The following is a 17489-nucleotide window of genomic DNA, read 5'->3' on the forward strand; positions in this document are numbered from 1 at the left end:
ATTTTATTTTCTTTTAACGGAGTTTTTATGACCCAACTTCAAACAAATAAACCCAAACGTTCCCACGCTTTCTTTTTGAAAGTGGGCTTAACGGTAGCGGTATTGGTCTTTGCCCTTGTCATTGGTTTGAATAAATTCAAAGAAATTATGATTGGCAAAGCCATTGCGAATATGCCTGAAAAAGCCAATCCTGTAACGGCTGTGATTGTGAAGCCAAGCGAATGGACGCCGGTGATTAATACCACCGGTCTTGTACGCCCAAATCAAGGGGCAATGCTCAGCGCACAAGCCTCAGGAACGATTAAAAAAATCTTGGTTCAATCAGGCCAAACCGTGAAAAAAGGCGATGTGTTGGTTGAATTTGATAATGATGTGGAAGTGGCAAGTTTACGCGCGGCAGAAGCGCAAGTGCCGGCGGCACGTCTAACCTATCAACGCTATGCCAACTTAATTAAGTCACAAAGCATCTCACAAACGGAATTGGACAACGCCAAAGCCACCTTAGATCAGTTGGTTGCCAATGTAAACTCTCTTAAAGCCACCATTGAACGCCGTAAAATTGTGGCGCCTTATGATGGGGTAACCGGTATTGTTCAAGTGAATGAAGGGCAATATGTGGCAACAGGCACAGCCATTGTGCGTGTGGAAGATATTAGTGCTATGAAAGTGGATTTCTCGATTTCGCAAAATGAGCTTGAGAATTTGCAATTAGGTCAGAAAGTGACGGCAACATCCGATGCCCGTCAAGGGGAAACTTTTGCAGCCACCATCACGGCCATTGAACCGGCCATTAATAAAGCCACCGGTTTAATTGATGTTCAAGCAACATTTGCACCGGAAGATGGGGCAAAATTGCTTTCAGGTATGTTCACTCGTTTACGTGTCGCGTTGCCTACGGAAAGTAATCAAATTGTGATCCCTCAAGTGGCAATTACCTACAATATGTATGGTGAAACCGCTTATGTGTTAAAACCCTTATCTGATGAAGATAAAACCAAATTTGCAGATAACGAAAATCTAAGCAAAATGTATCGTGCGCAACAAATCACTGTCTTTACCAAAGACCGTCAAGGCATTTATTCACAGTTAAAAGGGGATGATGTCAAAGTCAACGATATTATCGTGACAGGCGGTCAACAACGTTTGAGCAATGGCAGTTTAGTTGTTGTATCAGACAAAGAAGGGGTTGGTACGGTACAACCCGCCGCAAAAACTAATCTTTAATTTCGGAATCATTCAATGAAATTTACAGATATTTTTATTAAACGCCCCATTATGGCAATTTCTATTAGCTTGCTGATCGTCATTCTTGGCTTGCAAGCGATTTCCAAATTGTCTGTGCGCGAATACCCGAAAATGACGACTACGGTGATTAACGTTAGCACAACCTATGCAGGGGCAGACGCAGGCTTAATTCAAGCCTTTGTAACGTCAAAGTTAGAAGAAGCTATTGCACAAGCCGATAATATTGATTATCTCTCATCCACCAGTGCACCAAGTTCTTCTAATATCACCGTAAAAATGAAGTTAAATACGGATCCGGCGGCAGCCTTGGCAGATGTGTTATCCAAAGTGCAATCTGTTCGCTCAGAACTGCCAAGCGGAATTGAAGACCCAACATTGACTTCATCAACCGGTGGTTCCGGTTTGATGTATATCAGCTTTGTGTCGGATAAATTACATCCAAGCCAAGTCACGGACTATATTGAACGCGTGGTAAAACCACAATTGTTTACCGTAGAAGGTGTGGCAAAAGTCAATGTTTATGGGGCAGCAGAATACGCCATGCGTATTTGGTTGGATCCACAAAAAATGGCGGCGCAAAACCTGTCTGCAAGTCAAGTTGCTTCTGCCTTAGCAAGTAATAACGTACAAGCGGCAGCCGGTAACGACAATGGCTATTTCACGGTTTACCGTAACAAAGTAGAAACCACCACAAATACCATCGAAGATTTAGGCAATTTAATTGTTTATTCCGATGGGGATAAATTAGTACGTTTACGCGATGTAGCGGATGTGGAATTAGATAAAGAAAGCGATTCCACGCGTGCGGCAGCGAACGGCTCTGATGCGGTGGTATTGGGGATTGAACCGACTTCAAGCGCGAACCCATTAGATGTAGCGGCAAAAATTCGTCCATTGTACGAACAAATTAAAAAGAACTTACCGAACAGTATTAAATCCGACATTCTTTATGACCGCACTATTGCCATTAACAGCTCAATCAATGACGTAATTCACACCATTGTGGAAGCGGTGGTGATCGTATTAGTGGTGATTATGATGTTTATCGGTTCCTTGCGTGCCATTTTAATCCCAATTATCACCATTCCAATTTCATTGATCGGGGTTATCTTTATGCTACAAGCATTGGATTTCTCCCTGAACTTAATGACCTTACTGGCGATGATTCTCGCCATCGGTTTGGTGGTGGATGACGCCATTGTGGTGCTGGAAAACGTTGACCGTCATATCAAAGAAGGGGAAACCCCGTTCCGTGCGGCAATTATTGGAACGCGCGAAATCGCGGTGCCGGTTATTTCTATGACCATTGCCCTTGTGGCGGTATATTCGCCAATGGCGTTAATGGGCGGAATTACCGGTACGCTGTTTAAAGAGTTTGCCTTAACCTTAGCCGGTTCCGTTTTCATTTCAGGGATCATTGCGTTAACCCTTTCGCCAATGATGTCGAGCAAAATGTTGAAACACGAAAGCTCGAATTTTGAAGAAAGAGTAAACCGCACTTTAACCAAAATGACCAACCTTTATACCTACGTGTTAGGTTTGGTGATGCAAACCCGTAAAACGGTATTGGTCTTTGCGGTGATTATTTTTGCCACCTTACCAACCTTGTTTATGTCGCTTTCTAGCGAATTAACGCCGGCGGAAGATAAAGGGGCGTTCTTAGGTATGGTGACGGCGCCGTCTAATGTGAACGTGGATTATGTTCAACAAGCGACCAAACCTTATGAAGCAATCTTAAATAACACCCCTGAGAAACAATATTCGCAGGTGATTGCCGGTGCGCCAAATACCAACCAAGCGTTGGTAATTACGACCTTAAAAAATTGGTCTGAACGTTCGCGCAGCCAAGCGCAAGTGATGGCAGATTTAACCAAACAGGCAGCCGCCATTCCTGAAGTGTCTATTTCAGCCTTCTCATTCCCTGAAATTGACACCGGGGAACAAGGTCCGCCCGTAGTTTTTGTGTTAACTTCACCAAGCAGCACCAAAGAACTGGCGCAAGTGGCGGGTTCTTTCTTAGATAAAATCCGCAAATCAGGGAAATTTGTGTACTCAAACTTAACCTTGAAATATGACGTGGCACAAATGCGCATTACCGTGGATAAAGAAAAAGCAGGAACCTATGGTATTTCTATGCAACAAATTGCCAATACCTTAGGCAGCTACTTATCCGAAGCCACCATTACACGTGTGGATATGGACGGACGTGCTTATAAAGTGATTGCCCAAGTGAAACGGGAAAATCGTTTATCCCCTGAAAGCTTGAAAAATTACTACATTAATGCGTCTAACGGCGAAAGCGTGCCATTAAGCAGCTTGCTTGAAATGACCCTTGAACCACAACCTTATTCACTCCCGCGTTTCAGCCAATTGAACTCGGCGGAAATTCAGTTAGTGCCATCGCCAACCACAACCACCGGTGATGCCATTGCGTGGTTGCAAGACGCAGCAAAAGAGTTACCGCAAGGTTATAACTACGACTGGAAAGGCGAAGCGCGTCAGTTAGTGCAAGAAGGGAATTCCCTTGCGACCACTTTCGTGTTGGCAGTATTGATTATCTTCTTGGTATTAGCGATCCAATTTGAGTCTATCCGCGATCCGTTGGTGATTTTAGTGTCCGTGCCATTGGCAATTTCAGGGGCATTATTGGTGTTGAACTTGCTCAGCTTCCTTGGTGTCACCGGCGTGACGCTCAATATTTACTCGGAAGTAGGTTTAATTACACTGGTGGGCTTAATTACCAAACACGGTATTTTGATGTGTGAAGTGGCAAAAGAAGAACAGCTCAATCACGGTAAAAACAAAATGGAAGCCATTATGACAGCGGCAAAATTACGTTTACGCCCAATCTTAATGACCACCGCCGCGATGATTGCCGGTCTTATCCCATTGCTTTACGCCTCAGGCGCAGGCGCGGTAATGCGCTTTAGTATGGGCGTAGTGGTGGTTGCCGGTCTTGCCATTGGTACCCTGTTCACCTTATTCGTTTTACCGGTGATTTACACCTACTTAGGTTCCAACCATGAACCTGAACCGGTATTTGATGAAAACGCACCGCGTATTAGCACAGGCGAACATCATTAATCATAAAATCCCTTAATTTTGACCGCACTTTAAAGTGCGGTCGTTTTTTCTGAGATTCCGAGGTTAGAAACGAGTAAACCCTATATTCACTCCTCCAACCAAACCTGTACGTTTTTATCCTGATAACGCTTAGCTGCATTTCGGCAGTGGGCTTGGGTTTGTGCCACCAACGGGCGGATTTGCGCTTGGTGGGGTTGGTGGTTCAGCCAGTTTTCGAGAATATCGATGGTCGCCCAAAAGCCTTTGATCATCTTATTGCGCCCGTTGATGGTTTGGTTCAACGAGCCATCACGCTCACGGTAATAATAGCAAAGCAAATCGCTTTCGATCACCTTGGCATTCGGATCGGATAAAAAGAGTTTGCAGCTAAACGCCACATCTTCCGCAAAAACGCCTTCTTCAAACATCAGCTGATGTTTTTCCAAAAAGCTACGTTTAATCAAATACTTCCACACCATTTGCGTATTGTGCGCCAACAAAAGCGGGTAAAAATCCGCCGCCCGATGGTTTACCTTTGGTAAACCATACTCACTAGTGAGTAGCGTCGATGTTCTGAGCAAACTACGATATTGCATATTGGCAATCTGTGCGTTATTTTCCACCGCTTGTTGCAGCAACTCGGCAAGATTTTGGTTAATCAAATAATCGTCAGCGTCCACAAAATGCACATAATTACCGCGCGCCAGCTTAATGCCTTTGTTGCGAGCCGCCGACAGCCCTTCGTTTTTACTGCGCACCAACACAATTTCCTCATTACGCACCGCATAATTTAAGGCGATAAGCAAACTGTTATCCGTTGAACCGTCATCAATCAAAATAATCTCTTTGCGCACCTTTTCCGCCAAAATGCTTTCCAAACAAGTGGGCAGCCACTTTTCCACATTGTAAATCGGCACAATAAAACTAATGTCAATCTCCGGCGGTTTGGGTAGCAAGGCTGAAAAAGTGCGGTCGTTTTTTTCTGCATTTGGGTTGAGATAATAGCCACGACCAACTTGCTGCTCCGCCAACGCCGCTTCTTTGGCTTGATAATCGGCAAATTGGGTCGAAGTGAGTAACCATTTAAAATAAGGCTGCTGTTCTAACAAGGCTTTATCCACGCCTTGCGAGCGCAACACCGAATGATTTTGGGTAATAATGCTACGCAATTTATCCCGCACATAATCGAAATGGCGAGTTGGTGGATAATGGACGCTGATCGCCTGCAAATAATCCAAAAAATAGGCTTTGCCGTTGGTTTTCTCAATGGAAATCGGCGCAGTAGAAAGGGAATTTTCACGCTTTTGATAGTGATAAAACACAAAAGGCACTTCCGCCATTTTGACATTGCTGCTGAGCAATTGATAAACAAACAGCATATCTTCACACATCGGCATTGGCGAAACAAAGGCTAAATTTAACCGCTTGAGCGTTGTGCGGCGGATAAAATAGCAGCCAATATGGGCAAAATAATGCGTGCCAAAGGCTTGCTCGGCAAAGTCAAGGCTTGAAATAATGGCTTTCTGCCCTTGCGCCACCGCCGCCAACACCGGCTGTTTCACCATCGGCGGCACATCGGGAATACTCAATAAATACAGCCCTTTCAGCAGATCCAATTGATTGCTTTCCGCATAATCCAACAACACATTCAAATCGCTGTCGTTAATCATCACATCATCGCCGTCCACAAACAGCAACCAATCGCCACTTGCCTGCGAAAGCCCCGCATTACGTGCGCCGGATAGCCTTGCATTATTTACCGATTGTGACTATTTGGGTGCTCCTTCTGAGTTTTTTAATTCTTCTTCTTGTGAAGATATAAAATATCTCGTGTTCCAAGACACCGACAACACGACTACAGTAAGTTCTAATAAGTCATTTTTAAAAGCAACGGGAACTACGGCAACGACTGAAAACAAAAATGCGCAAGGTATCGGTTTTAACACGGATTACCAATTAGATTTTGACTATGATGAGAATATCTTCAACGTTACTAAAGACGATAAATTCTCGCTTAAACTTAACGGCACAAGTTCGCCGTTAGATATCACACCTGCTGGTTTAAGGTTAAATTATGATCCGGCAACTTTAACCGTAACTGACGGCAAATTAACCGCACTTCCAAGTCAAGTTTACTTCCACACCAACGATGGCACAGGCACGCAAGGCGCAGGCGATCCAAATACCAACCTTGGCAAATTAACCGATTCAGCGGGCGCAACAGGCAAATTTTCGGTCACTGCCGGTGTGAATGTTACGGCTAAGGGCGAAGGTGCGTTTGCAGCGGGTTATAATGTAACCACAGTAGGGAATGGCGGTATTACCATTGGTGATAGCTCAAATGTCTCAACGACTATGGTCGAGTGGGTTGCTTCTGATACGAAAAATGATAGCAAGGGCGATAAAGGTGTCTACTACACCAAAATCACTACAACCAAAAATGGTAACCAAGTTACAGTAACGCGCGAGATATACAAAGATACTAACAATCTCGCTAAGGTGACAAGAGGCGATCGTTTTAACCCTGAAAAAATTACTGATGTAGATGTAACAGGTTTAACACCCGTTACTTTTGCTGAAGCAAGCCAAACGACCCCAACAGGTGCAAGCGGTACCGCGAGCATTGCAATGGGAGCGGATAAAATTCCGATGGATCTATCATTAGTAGAGTTTAACTTGGACGGGACAATTAAAAAGGATGGAAGAAGTGATGTCTCAAAAATAGCGATTATTAATCGCTCCCCAATTACCGTAGCAAGAGGTCAGGAAATTTCTAATAATGCCTATGCCGAACGTATTACAACTTCCATGCAAGACATCAATTGGGCACCTACTGCAAGCGGTGAAGCAGCAGTTGCCATTGGTGCGAAAACCACCGCACAAGGCGAAGGTTCTGTTGCGCTCGGTCCTGTAGCAACGGCATTATCCAATCACTCTATCTCTATTGGTGTGGGCGCAATCACCCGTTCATTCCTTGATCCTTATTCAAAAGGCGTGCAATCAGGTAAATCTGTAGCCATCGGTTATTTAGCTACCTCAGAAAACCAAGGCTCAGTCTCTTTGGGGCAACAAGCACAAGCCTTATACCGTTTTAAATAAAGATGAGTTTTCTGTTGAAGCACTAGCCCTAAAAATCTACGACCCTATCGGTTATGTCAGCGGAATGGTTGCCCAATATAAAGCGCAAGGCAAATCCGGGTGATACGGTTACAATGACCGCCGGTGATAATATGAAGATCACCAAAGAGGGCTTAAACTACACCATCGAAACGAAGAAAGATGTTAAGTTTGATAGTGTAACGGCAAATAGCGTCAATATCGGCCCTGTTACCTTAACCGGCTCAACGGTAACCAATCCGGACGGTAGCAAGACCAACGAGTTAAGCGTAGGTACAGCAGATGCACCAACACGCATTACCAATGTCGCACCGGGTGTGAAAGACGCCGATGCGGTTAATGTGAGCCAATTAAAAGGCGTACAAAATAACATTAACCAACGTTTTGGGGATGTGTACCAAAAAATGGATCGTGAGCATAAAAACCTTCGCGCAGGTATCGCGGGCGCAGCGGCTCTTGCAGGTATCCCGGAAGTACACGTAGCCGGTCGTTCAATGATTGCGGCAGCTGCAAGTGCGTATAAGAGCGAGAACGCCATTGCAGTGGGTTATTCACGTCTCTCTGATAACAGCAAAATTAAATTGAAGTTAACAGGTAGCGCGAACTCTCGTGGTGATGTAATGGGTACTGTGGGTGTAGGTTATATGTGGTAATCCACGCCATAACCTTAAGTTAAAACCGTAAAACAAAGAGCTGATTTTGAGATTTATCGAAATCAGCTCTTTTTGTTTTGGGTTGGTGGGGGTGACAAGCTCAACATTTCATTTCAGCAGGGGCAATTGGGTAAAAAGAGTAGATTTGTACGGCTGTTAGCCGTATATTGGTTATCCCAGCATGGCAGAGCTATACTGGGTTACGCATAAATCGGCCCCTTTGGGGCTGAGAATTAGTGTGGCAAAGCCACTCAAGTATGCGTAACTCAACTATGCGTAACCTAGTACGCATTTTGCGTTCTAGGTATAAGATAGTATATTTTATAAGCACAAAACATCAGCATGCCTTAATTCTATGACACGTCAATTTAGTGTAGTTCGACAGGCTCACCAACCCCATTTTAGCGTTGCTCAACTGTGACATCATAGCAACAAAAAAGCCTTGAACTGTGTTCAAGGCTTTGTGATTTGGTGGAGATAATCGGGATCGAACCGACGACCTCTTGAATGCCATTCAAGCGCTCTCCCAACTGAGCTATATCCCCGTGTGATGGGCGGTATAATAAATTGCACCGCCTATTATGTCAATACCTAATTACGCTTGCGCGCGGATAAATTCAATGGCTTTTTGCAAACGAGCTAAGGTTTTTTCTTTGCCGACTAACTTCGCGGTAATATCCATTGATGGCGATTGACCTGAACCGGTTACCGCTAAACGGAATGGCATCCCCACTTTGCCCATGCCGATTTCTAGCTCTGCCGCGGTGGCGTTCATAGCGTCATGAATATTTTCTACTGTCCAATCAGTAAGTGCGGTCAATTTTTCCGTTAATTTTGAAAGGGGTACAACGGCTTCAGGCTTGAAGTTTTTCGCCGCTGCTTTTTCATCATAAGAGTCGAAATCTTGATAAAAGTAACGGCTTTGGCCGGCTAATTCTTTCAAGGTTTTTGCACGTTCGCCTAATACAGGAATAATTTCTTCTAAGGCTACGCCATTTTCGAACGGGATGCCTTGCTCTTTCATATGCCACTCAAGATGTTTGGCAACATAGCTTGGATCAAGCGAACGAATATAATGTTGGTTCAACCATTGTAATTTTTCGGTATTAAACGCGCTTGCGGATTTGCTGACGGAATGAATATCGAACAATTCGATCATTTCTTCGCGCGAGAAAATTTCTTGGTCGCCGTGGCCCCAACCTAAACGTACGAGATAGTTGATCAAAGCTTCGGGTAAATAGCCGTCATCACGGTATTGCATCACACTGACTGCGCCGTGGCGTTTTGAGAGTTTTTGACCATCATCGCCGTTAATCATTGAAACGTGTGCGTAAGTTGGAATTGGCGCACCTAATGCTTTCAAGATATTGATTTGACGTGGCGTGTTATTGATATGATCTTCGCCACGCACAACGTGAGTAATGCCCATATCCCAATCGTCCACCACAACGCAGAAGTTGTAAGTCGGTGAACCGTCTGTACGGCGAATAATTAAATCATCTAATTCGCTGTTGCTAATTTCAATACGACCACGTACGGCGTCATCAAAAACGACGGATCCTTCTGTTGGGTTTTTGAAACGAACAACGTGTGGCTCATTAGGATTGTGAGTGTGATCGCCTAAACAATGGCGGTCATAACGGGGTTTTTCTTTATTGGCTTCTTGGCTGTGGCGCAATGCTTCTAAACGCTCTTTTGAGCAGTAGCAACGATAGGCTAAGCCTTGTTCGATCATTTGATCGATAACTTGGTTGTAGCGGTCAAAGCGTTTGGTTTGGAAATAAGGGCCGTGTTCCCAAGCTAAATTTAACCATTCCATTCCTTCAATAATGGCGGCGGTGGCTTCCGGTGTAGAACGCTCTAAGTCGGTGTCTTCAATGCGCAACACAAATTCGCCGTTATTGTGTTTGGCATATAACCAAGAATAAAGGGCGGTGCGTGCGCCGCCTACGTGTAAATAACCGGTTGGACTTGGCGCAAAACGGGTGCGCACTTTTACATTAGGATCTAAATCAAATAAGGCTTCTAGTTTCATTCTTATATTCCATATTCATGACAAAATTGTGGGCTATTGTACCTTTTTTTAAGGCAATGCTTAATAGAAATTTCGTTGCTGATGGTTATTTTTGAGCCATTTAATGTAAATTTTATAAAAAGAAGTTGACGAGCAAGGATAAATCCATATAATACGCCCCACAACAGCGGGCGATTAGCTCAGTTGGGAGAGCACCTCCCTTACAAGGAGGGGGCCACTGGTTCGAGACCGGTATCGCCCACCACTTCAACTTATGTGGTTCCGCTGTTTCCCTTGATTTTAAGGCTCTTTAAGTGGGCGATTAGCTCAGTTGGGAGAGCACCTCCCTTACAAGGAGGGGGTCACTGGTTCGAGACCGGTATCGCCCACCACTTAACGCCATAAAATCTAAATCCATAAAATTTGTAGCTAGTGTAAAGCTGAAAATTTTAAGGGCGATTAGCTCAGTTGGGAGAGCACCTCCCTTACAAGGAGGGGGTCACTGGTTCGAGACCGGTATCGCCCACCACTTCTTTCTTATCTTCCTTTGAACTTCAAATTCAATTTCGTTATACTGCGCATCTATTGATATTTACTCGCAGGAACGTTATTTTGTCTCTCATTGCTTTCATTTTTACCCTTTGGATTTTATTTGCTTATTTCCAAGGAATTCTGTTTTTACACCGTTGCCATATGGCAAAGGCATTTATTTCCACAGAAATTCGCCAAAATACACAATACCAATCCGCCTTAACGCGTATGAGACGCCGCGGTGCGCAATTTGATGCCAAAGTGATTGCCATTGTTCTTGCCCCTTTTTTCTTATTGGGTAGTGCAACCTTTTCATTTTTAAGCTTAAAAACCACCGCACTTTTTTGGGCAATTTACATCTTAATTTTTGCCATCGTGCTTATTGGCATTGTGGCGGGTAACTTTTATTACTACAAAACCTACAACAATTATTACGACATGTTTATGTTCGGCTTAGTGGAAGACGATACCAAAGCCGTGTTGAAAAATATCTATGACGATTATCCTGTGATTTCAGGCTCGCTTGCGGTGCTGGTATTGGCGGTATTGCCTGCGGGTTTTGTGTATCACGCCTTATACGGTTGGTTTTTAGGTTTGGATGCCCATTGGTCTGTTTCAACCTTACTTTTTATTGGTTCATTCCTTGCCTTAGCCTTTTTTGCGCGCGGCACCATCCGTTCCACTCCATTAAGCAAAAATCATGCGCAAGTGTCTTCTTTAGCCGTGATCAATAAATTAGTGCCAAATGGCGTGATTGCCATGGAATGGGCGTTCAAAGATCGTAAACGCAATATTCATTTTGACGCCGTCAATTTAGACGAAGGCAAGGCATTAATGCAGCAAGCCTTCGGCACAGATAGCCTGCTTGAACGCACGCCTGCTAATCCTGCATTGCAAGCAATCAAGCCCAATGTAGTGTTTGCTTTAATGGAAAGTTTTGGTACGAACTATCTGGTTTTAGATAACCCTGAAACCAATGATTTATTGGGCGAATTACGACCGCACTTTGAACGTGATTTTGTGTTTAAACGCTTTACGTCTGATTATGACGGTACCGCGCCCACCTTGGCTTCACTGTATTTTTACAGCCCTATTCAAAATATCAGCCAATCGGCGGCACAGCAAATCGCCTTGCCCTATAGCCCCTTTAAAACCTATAAACAACAAGGTTATCGCACGGTGTTTATCACATCAGGCGGTTTAATGTGGCGCAACTTAGGCAACTATTTGCCGTTGCAAGGTGTGGATGAATGTTATGACCAAAATGACATTATCGAAGCCTTTCCCGAAGCAAAATCGACAATGTCTTATTGGGGCATTGCGGATGAATATGCTTTTGCCTTGGCAGAAAAATTACTCAAAGAAAGCGATGAACCTTTGTTCATCAATATCTTAAGTATGACCAACCATCCGCCCTATGAAGTCCCGAAACATTACCAAGCGGCGCGTATTAATCCAAATGTGTTAGCGGGAAAATTTGGCAACGAAGAAGAAAATCGTAAATCCCTTTCCACTTACCAATATGCCAATAACGCCTTGGGGCAATTTATTACGCAAGTGGCGCAAAGTGCGGTGGGAAATCGAACTATTATTGCTGCCACTGGGGATCATCACGTGCGTTGTGTACGTTTTGACGCGCCAAAACAGAATTTTATGGCGAAAGGTGTACCGTTTTATGTTCATATTCCAACGGAATTACAACGCAAACTTGCCCTTAAATTTGATCCGAATCGCATTGGTTCGCACAAAGATATTATGCCAACCTTGTACCATTTGAGCTTATCGGATGCGGAATATTGGAACCTTGGCGGACGTAATTTGTTGGCGGAGCAAGACAATGAAAACTATGCTTTTGCTTATAACGAAGGGCTTTATGCGGATAGCGAAGGGGTGAGCGATGGTGAGCATCTTGAACAATATTCTTGGCAAAATCCCACCGCACTTTATCCCGACAATCTCTGGGTTGGCGAGTTGAAATCGGTGAGCGATAAAAAACGGGCACGAATTCAAGCCTATAAACAACTTTTAACCTGGCAAATTAATTACTTAGTAAAAGGCGCAAAAGAATAAATGGTCACGCAGTATTTTAATCTTGATATTCCAACGGAACCTAACGATCACAAAATCCTTGGCAATGTGTTGCAAGGCGCAGACAGCCTTGCCATTAGCCAAGTGGCGCAACATTACAAAGGATTAACCGTTGTTGTGACGCCTGATAACAAAAGTGCGGTGCGTTTAGAGCGCGTTTTAGCGGATTTTTATCCAGGTGAAATTCGTCTATTTCCAGACTGGGAAACTTTGCCCTATGATGCGTTTTCGCCTACCCAAGAAATTGTTTCAACGCGATTAAGCGCGCTTTTTTATTTGCAACAAGCCAATTCGGGCATTTTAATCCTACCGATAAACACGCTCATGCAACGCCTTTGTCCGCCTTCTTTTCTACAGAATAATGTGTTGTTGGTGAAAAATGGTGATCGTTTAAATATTGAACGTTTACGTTTGCAATTGGAAAATACGGGCTATCGCGCCGTTGAGCAAGTGCTTGAGCCTGGGGAATTTGCGGTACGCGGTTCTTTGCTTGACTTGTTCCCAATGGGAAGTGCGGTGCCTTTTCGCTTAGATTTTTTTGATGATGAAATTGATAGTATTCGTACCTTTGATGTGGATACACAACGAACCTTGGAAGCCATTCCAAGCATTAATTTATTGCCGGCCCACGAATTCCCAACGGATGAAAAAGGGATCGAATTGTTCCGCTCGCAATTTCGCGACACCTTTGGCGAAATTCGCCGCGATCCTGAACATATTTATCAACAAGTTTCCAAAGGCACATTGGCGTCAGGGATTGAATATTGGCAACCTTTGTTTTTCGCCGAAATGGCAACGTTGTTTGATTACTTGCCTAAAAATACCTTATTTATTGATTTTGAACGCAACCCAACGCAAGCGGAACGTTTTTATGCGGACGCAGAGCAACGCTTTGAAAGCCGCCGTGTGGATCCTATGCGTCCCTTGCTTGAGCCGGCGAAACTTTGGGTGAAAATCGATGAAATTAATCGTCATTTAAAACAGTATCCGAAATTAACGTTTAAAGAAGAGAAAGTTGCGCGCGCTTCGGTGCGACAAAAAAATCTCACGGTTTCAACCTTGCCTGACGTGCAACTGCAAGCGCAATCAAAAGAACCGTTACAACCTTTACGCCAATTTATCGAACAATTTGATGGCAAAATTCTGTTTTCCGTGGAAACGGAAGGTCGCCGCGAAACCTTGTTGGATTTATTAAAACCACTCAAACTGAAACCTAAACAAATCAAGACGTTGTCTCACGCCGAAGAACAGCATTTTAGTTTAATGGTGAGTCGTCTTGCCCATAGCTTTATTATTGAAGCAGAAAGTGCGGTGAAAATTGCGGTGATTTGCGAAACGGAATTGTTGGGCGAACGCGTTCAGCAACGAACTCGTGACAGACGCAAATCCGTGAACCCCGATACATTAATTCGCAACTTGGCTGAACTCAAAATAGGGCAAGCGGTGGTGCATTTAGAACACGGTGTAGGGCGTTACGGCGGTTTAGTGACCCTCGAAAATGGCGGTGTGAAAGCAGAATATTTGTTGTTGACCTACGCCAATGACGCCAAATTATATGTGCCGGTGGCGAGTTTGCATTTAATTAGCCGTTATGTGGGCGGCAACGATGAAACCGCGCCGTTACATAAATTAGGTTCAGACGCGTGGAGCAAAGCCCGCCAACGTGCGGCGGAAAAAATTCGTGATGTCGCCGCCGAGTTGCTGGATGTGTATGCCCAACGGGAAGCTCAAAAAGGCTTCGCCTTTCACTATGATCGCGATGAATTTATGCAATTTGCCGCCACTTTCCCATTTGAAGAAACCTTAGATCAAGAAATGGCGATCAACGCTGTAATTTCGGATATGTGCCAACCCAAAGCCATGGATCGTTTGGTTTGTGGTGATGTGGGTTTTGGCAAAACTGAAGTGGCAATGCGCGCCGCATTTTTAGCGGTAATGAACCATAAACAAGTGGCGGTTTTAGTGCCAACCACTTTATTAGCCCAACAGCATTATGAAAATTTCCGCGATCGTTTTGCCAATTTGCCGGTGAACGTGGAAGTGCTGTCGCGCTTTAAAACGGCGAAAGAACAGAAAAAAGTGTTGGAGGAGTTGGCGGAAGGCAAAGTGGATATTTTGATTGGAACCCATAAGCTCATTCAATCTGATGTGAAATTCCACGATTTAGGTTTGCTGGTCATTGACGAAGAACATCGTTTTGGCGTGCGTCAAAAAGAGAAAATCAAGCAACTTCGCGCTAATATTGATATTTTGACCTTAACTGCAACGCCGATTCCGCGCACCTTAAATATGGCGATGAACGGCATTCGTGATTTATCCATTATTTCCACACCGCCGGCGCGCCGTTTAACCATCAAAACCTTTGTGCGCGAAAAAGACGATTTGGTGGTACGCGAAGCGATTTTGCGTGAAATTTTGCGTGGTGGGCAGGTTTATTATTTGCACAATGATGTGGCGAGCATTGAAAATTGTGCAGAAAAATTGACCGCACTTGTGCCGGAAGCACGCGTCACCATTGGGCATGGGCAAATGCGTGAGCGCGAATTGGAACGTGTCATGAGCGATTTTTATCATCAACGTTTTAATGTGTTGGTGTGTTCAACTATTATCGAAACAGGTATTGACGTACCAACGGCGAATACCATTATTATTGAACGCGCGGATAATTTTGGTTTGGCACAGTTGCACCAATTACGCGGTCGGGTAGGGCGTTCTCATCATCAAGCCTATGCGTATTTACTGACCCCACACAAAAAATTAATGACCAAAGACGCGGTAAAACGCCTTGAAGCCTTGGAAAGTTTGGATAATCTTGGTGCGGGCTTTATTTTAGCAACTCACGATTTAGAAATTCGTGGTGCAGGCGAGCTGCTCGGTTCTGAGCAAAGCGGACAAATCGAAAGCATTGGTTTTAGTTTGTATATGGAATTGCTGGAAAGTGCGGTGAAAGCCATGAAAGAAGGACGCGAACCAAGTTTAGATGAACTGACACAACAGCAAGTGGAGATTGATCTCCGTGTGCCGGCCCTACTGCCTGATGATTATCTTGGCGATGTCAATATGCGTTTGTCCTTCTACAAGCGTATTGCCGGCGCAGAAGATAAAGCGGCGCTAGATGAGTTAAAAGTTGAACTCATTGACCGTTTCGGCTTATTGCCAGAAGCGACAAAAAATTTAATGCAAATTGCCGAATTGCGCTTACTGGCGAAACAACTCAAGGTGATTAAAATTGACGCAACAGCAAATGGCGGGTTTATTGAGTTCAACCCAACCGCCGATTTAGACCCAATGAAGTTCTTAACGCTCATCAAAGAAAAACCGGCGGTATATAAATTTGACGGACCAACTAAATTCCGATTTAGCTGTAATTTGGAGCAGGTGAAAGGGCGGTTGGAATTTATGTTGAATTTACTTAATTCTTTGCTCAGTTAAAAATCAGTTTCGCCCGATGGGCGACTTACTTTTACTTTGCTCGTGCAAAGAAAAGTAAGCAAAAGAAAGCACGCCCCGACTTCGTTGCTTTTCCTCGCTTATTTGAAATTTTTTTAACGCAAAATTCCAGAACTCGCTTCGCTCAGACATACTGAATTTTGCTAAAAATTTCAAAACGCTCGGGCAACTCAGACGGGGACCCATTGGCGCATTTATTCATATTCAGATTTATTCATTAATATCGGAAAAGCGCGGTCAATTTTTTCAAAGTTTTTGTTATACTAAAGAACTGTTAGTCCCCGTCTTTGACGCCCTTTTTTCCTGCTGATTTTTAGCTAAATTCAGTATGTCTGAGCGAAGCGAGTTTTGGAATTTAGCGTTAAAAAAATCAGCAAGAAAAAAGGAAAAAGCGGCAAAACCGGGGCGTGTTTCTTTTGCCTACTTTGCTTTGCACGAGCAAAGACAAAACCTTTAGGTTTTGAACGTTGCCAACAGCAACGGCACGTAGTGCAAGCGTAGCGCAGTAAAAGTAGGTCGCCAAAGGCGAAATTCGATCTCTATTAACGGAGAAATGAGAGAAAAAAATTCAATTCAAAAGGAGAACTTTATGTACCTAGATCAAGTAAAAGCCGAATTATTAGAAGCCCAAGACGTATTACAAAAATTTATTGCAGATGAAAATAACATCAAGCTCATTCAAGAAGCCGCATTGTTAATTTCAGACAGCTTTAAACAAGGCGGTAAAGTATTATCTTGTGGTAACGGTGGTTCCCATTGTGACGCTATGCACTTTGCGGAAGAATTAACGGGCCGTTACCGCGAAAACCGCCCAGGCTACCCAGCTATTGCGATTTCAGACGTGAGCCATTTAAGCTGCGTGAGTAACGATTTTGGTTATGACTACGTCTTCTCACGCTATGTCGAAGCGGTAGGTCAAAAAGGCGATGTCTTATTTGGTTTATCCACCTCAGGCAACTCAAAAAACGTACTTAACGCTATTGAAGCCGCAAAAGCAAAAGGCATGAAAGTCATTGCTATGACAGGGAAAGACGGTGGAAAAATGGCAGGCTTGGCTGATGTAGAAATCCGCGTTCCCCATTTCCGCTACGCTGATCGTATTCAAGAAATTCACATCAAAGTTATTCATATTTTGATGATGTTAATTGAATTTGAAATGGCGAAAGATGCGTAATAGGCAAATTTATTACTGAGTCTTGTGTTGTGTAGCCCTTACACAAAGATTTAACCAATTGAAAATATTAAAATCCCTATTGAGATTTTCTCTCAATAGGGATTTTGACGATATTATGTCGCAGTTGCACAAGACGGTCGTTGAGCTTGTCGAA

General features: G+C 43.9%; 10 protein-coding genes, 4 tRNA genes and 1 pseudogene. 11 read left to right on the forward strand and 4 right to left on the reverse strand.

The window, feature by feature from the left end:
* Nucleotides 1–27: 27 nt before the first annotated feature.
* The gene (locus E7T07_RS00115; protein WP_135708920.1) at nt 28–1224 is read left to right on the forward strand and encodes an efflux RND transporter periplasmic adaptor subunit; all 1197 of its coding nucleotides are present in this window, start codon (nt 28–30) and stop codon (nt 1222–1224) included.
* A 15-nt stretch (nt 1225–1239) separates the two neighbouring features.
* Nucleotides 1240–4329, forward strand: coding sequence for a multidrug efflux RND transporter permease subunit AcrB (acrB, locus tag E7T07_RS00120; RefSeq protein WP_135708921.1), 3090 nt, complete (start codon nt 1240–1242; stop codon nt 4327–4329).
* A gap of 86 nt (nt 4330–4415) precedes the next feature.
* Here the strand turns inward: acrB and E7T07_RS00125 are convergent, their stop codons facing one another.
* On the reverse strand, nt 4416–5873 hold the full coding sequence (locus E7T07_RS00125; RefSeq protein ID WP_342773687.1) for a glycosyltransferase family 2 protein: 1458 nt from the start codon (nt 5871–5873) through the stop codon (nt 4416–4418).
* 12 nt (nt 5874–5885) lie between these two features.
* Nucleotides 5886–6053: pseudogene (locus E7T07_RS11160) on the reverse strand (glycosyltransferase); the annotation flags it as partial.
* Between the two features lie 28 nt (nt 6054–6081).
* Here E7T07_RS11160 and E7T07_RS00130 point away from each other — a divergent pair.
* Nucleotides 6082–7407: a hypothetical protein gene (locus tag E7T07_RS00130; RefSeq protein WP_167874917.1), complete on the forward strand. Its 1326-nt coding sequence runs from the start codon at nt 6082–6084 to the stop codon at nt 7405–7407.
* A gap of 53 nt (nt 7408–7460) precedes the next feature.
* Nucleotides 7461–8078: a YadA family autotransporter adhesin gene (locus E7T07_RS00135; protein ID WP_135708924.1), complete on the forward strand. Its 618-nt coding sequence runs from the start codon at nt 7461–7463 to the stop codon at nt 8076–8078.
* A gap of 469 nt (nt 8079–8547) precedes the next feature.
* On the opposite strand, the gene E7T07_RS00140 is transcribed toward E7T07_RS00135, so the two are convergent.
* Nucleotides 8548–8623: transfer RNA gene (locus tag E7T07_RS00140), tRNA-Ala, on the reverse strand.
* Between the two features lie 50 nt (nt 8624–8673).
* Entirely contained in the window at nt 8674–10113 is a 1440-nt protein-coding gene (gene gltX / locus E7T07_RS00145) for a glutamate--tRNA ligase (RefSeq protein ID WP_135708925.1), read from the reverse strand.
* Nucleotides 10114–10281: 168 nt separating this feature from the next.
* Here gltX and E7T07_RS00150 point away from each other — a divergent pair.
* From E7T07_RS00150 to lpcA, 7 genes are all read left to right on the forward strand, one after another.
* A tRNA-Val gene (locus E7T07_RS00150) sits at nt 10282–10357 on the forward strand.
* A 51-nt stretch (nt 10358–10408) separates the two neighbouring features.
* A tRNA-Val gene (locus E7T07_RS00155) sits at nt 10409–10484 on the forward strand.
* A gap of 61 nt (nt 10485–10545) precedes the next feature.
* Nucleotides 10546–10621, forward strand: a tRNA-Val gene (locus E7T07_RS00160).
* A gap of 83 nt (nt 10622–10704) precedes the next feature.
* Complete coding sequence (locus E7T07_RS00165) at nt 10705–12693, forward strand: LTA synthase family protein (protein WP_246046041.1); 1989 nt, start codon at nt 10705–10707, stop codon at nt 12691–12693.
* Nucleotides 12694–16143 (forward strand): transcription-repair coupling factor, encoded by a 3450-nt coding sequence (gene mfd / locus E7T07_RS00170; protein WP_135708926.1) that lies wholly within the window; start codon nt 12694–12696, stop codon nt 16141–16143.
* Nucleotides 16144–16489: 346 nt separating this feature from the next.
* Nucleotides 16490–16618 carry a hypothetical protein gene (locus E7T07_RS11165; protein WP_281279596.1) on the forward strand — a complete coding sequence of 43 codons (129 nt, stop codon included), beginning with the start codon at nt 16490–16492 and terminating at the stop codon, nt 16616–16618.
* Between the two features lie 132 nt (nt 16619–16750).
* On the forward strand, nt 16751–17335 hold the full coding sequence (lpcA, locus tag E7T07_RS00175) for a D-sedoheptulose 7-phosphate isomerase (protein WP_135708927.1): 585 nt from the start codon (nt 16751–16753) through the stop codon (nt 17333–17335).
* The last annotated feature ends 154 nt before the right edge of the window (nt 17336–17489 follow it).

The sequence above is a fragment of the Actinobacillus porcinus genome (genome assembly GCF_901764995.1).
In the GTDB taxonomy this organism is placed as follows: Bacteria; Pseudomonadota; Gammaproteobacteria; order Enterobacterales; family Pasteurellaceae; genus Exercitatus; species Exercitatus porcinus.